The following is a 2064-nucleotide window of genomic DNA, read 5'->3' as shown; positions in this document are numbered from 1 at the left end:
CTTTAATTATTAGGATTTCAACACAACAATCCCCTTATCTACAAGAAACCATCTAAAATAAAAAGTAAGGAGTTGCGTAATGATGAAGCTATCTCCCGTTATCTCAAAAAATATAGTTGCTGTTGGCTATAATCCTTTTTCTATGATTTTACGTATTCAACTAAAGAATGGTTTGTATGATTTCTTTAACGTGCCAGAAAGCATTTACACCGGTTTATTAAACGCACACTCTAAAAGTTATTATCATAATACTTATATTAAAAATTCTTACCGCTATACTAAAATTTAAACTTGATTGGCATACAAAAAAGAAAGGCGAATCAAATCCCCTTTCTTTTTTGTATGTTTCCACTCGCAATTTACCTTCTATTTCTTTTATTAATTTCATCGTACGCCTGAACTTGTCTTTTAAGTCGCCTGTCGGCTTTTTTATCATGTACGACAAGAACTGCGTGTATCGCTCCTGGAACCCAAAAAATTAAGGTTAAAATGAAATTAATAATCGCTTGAAACGGCTTTCCGCAAAATAAAACAGCTACCGGCGGAAGTAGAATTGCTAATAAGTACATCATGTCTGAAAAACTCCTTACTGTTTATTTTTCAATTCTTACCCATCCATCTCCTACACTATCAAACCTATGAAATCATGTTATTTCTAAAAGCGTATGTAAGAACTCATCATTACAAAAATCACATATAATAGTATAACTAAATGAGGAGCCTCTCACTAACGTTAACAAGCTATTTTCACCTGTTCGTTTATATGTATATTCTACACCTATATGAAACAGCCTACAAAAAGAATTATCACATCAATCTTGTCCTATTTCTAAAATTGAAATACTCCAAACTTCATTTAAATGAGTATTTCATTGCCTTTTCTTAGATTCCAATCGTTGTTCCTCTACTATTTCAGTTAATCCAATTGCTGAAATTACAGTACCTATTGCCTGTATCCAAATACCTATTAGCCCTATTATACGTTGATTTTCTTTATCTATATTACTGTCTTCATTTCCCTTTTCTTCTTTTGATATATTGTGAATACCTTCATATGCTTGTAATCCTGCACCTAAACTTTGCATTGAATTCCCTAATACAATAATCCACTGTATTCCACTTATCTCATTCAATGCTACTTCTACTCCTAAAAAAGCTCCAATTGATTGCAAACTATTTCCAGTAATTATAAGGAAATCATTTTCTTTTATTTGTTCATTTAGATTAAAATACGTTCCTATTACATTAGAAATATTACCTAAAGCTAATAACTCAATCCCCGTTTTCGCTAGCGCTTTATTTTTATTATCTATAGTTACATCTTGCTTCTCACATTTATCTTCATCTTTCACATCAATAGTTGCTATAATTTGTAATATATATCCTAGGGCTTGTAATGAACTCCCTACAATAACAAGATCCGACTCAATCTTTTCTTCTCCTGCAAACCCTCTAGTTGTTCCAATAGCTGCTATAAGATTTCCTCCTACTTGAAACCATGCCCCTGTCAATTCTAAATCGCGTAGGTTCATTTCCCATCACCTATATTAAAATTTTCTAGTACATTCGAAATAAACAAATATCACCTTTAATTCATTATTTTATTTTTCATTTGTAATTTTGTGCATCACATAATGTACTAATAATACAAAAAGAGCATCTTTCAGGCCATAGCCAGTAACTTTAGAGATGTGTCTCTTATGTCAAAAACATCGGAGACGCTTTTTACATTTTTTTTGGAAACACCTCGGAAAAGCCTGTTAAGCACTGAAACAGGATATTGTAAAGTACAAAAAGCGTGGTCTGCTGTCATCCCTAGAAACTCTCCCGAAAGTAGCTCCTACTCCAATTGAATCTTCACAATCGCTTCAGAACCTCCTCCAAAGTCTTAATAAATTTCGGCATAGGAAGAAGATAGTTGAAAGGATATTGATTCCAAAATACGGATTCGTGTAAAGAGACTGGATAATGATGTGGCGGAACAAACTTTTTGCCGGAAGGCATACAGAAATAACTTTTTAAGGAAGGCTATAATTCGTTCGTTCCAACGCTTATTAAGCGCTT

The 2064-nt window shown here is 32.9% G+C and carries 3 protein-coding genes; 1 reads left to right on the top strand and 2 read right to left on the bottom strand.

The annotated features are described in order from the left end of the window. The first annotated feature begins 79 nt into the window (after positions 1-79). A complete protein-coding gene (locus V7038_RS28840) occupies positions 80-289 on the top strand; it encodes a KTSC domain-containing protein (protein WP_002200586.1) in 210 nt (69 codons plus the stop codon). 70 nt (positions 290-359) lie between these two features. On the opposite strand, the gene V7038_RS28835 is transcribed toward V7038_RS28840, so the two are convergent. Both V7038_RS28835 and V7038_RS28830 read right to left on the bottom strand, forming a co-directional pair. Beyond that, positions 360-572 carry a YqaE/Pmp3 family membrane protein gene (locus V7038_RS28835; protein WP_002065263.1) on the bottom strand — a complete coding sequence of 71 codons (213 nt, stop codon included), beginning with the start codon at positions 570-572 and terminating at the stop codon, positions 360-362. Positions 573-869: 297 nt separating this feature from the next. Beyond that, entirely contained in the window at positions 870-1532 is a 663-nt protein-coding gene (locus V7038_RS28830; protein ID WP_002157943.1) for a DUF6944 family repetitive protein, read from the bottom strand. Between the last annotated feature and the right edge of the window lie 532 nt (positions 1533-2064).

This window comes from Bacillus sp. JJ783 (assembly GCF_036963225.1).
Classification (GTDB): domain Bacteria; phylum Bacillota; class Bacilli; order Bacillales; family Bacillaceae_G; genus Bacillus_A; species Bacillus_A cereus_U.
The sequence above is the reverse complement of the archived record's forward strand: the minus strand, read 5'-3'. Positions and strand labels throughout refer to the sequence as shown.

Coding starts and splice junctions, on each gene's coding strand:
- V7038_RS28840 (WP_002200586.1), top strand. CDS start 80: ATGATGAAGCTATCTCCCGTTATCTCAAAAAATATAGTTGCTGTTGGC.
- V7038_RS28835 (WP_002065263.1), bottom strand. CDS start 572: ATGATGTACTTATTAGCAATTCTACTTCCGCCGGTAGCTGTTTTATTT.
- V7038_RS28830 (WP_002157943.1), bottom strand. CDS start 1,532: ATGAACCTACGCGATTTAGAATTGACAGGGGCATGGTTTCAAGTAGGA.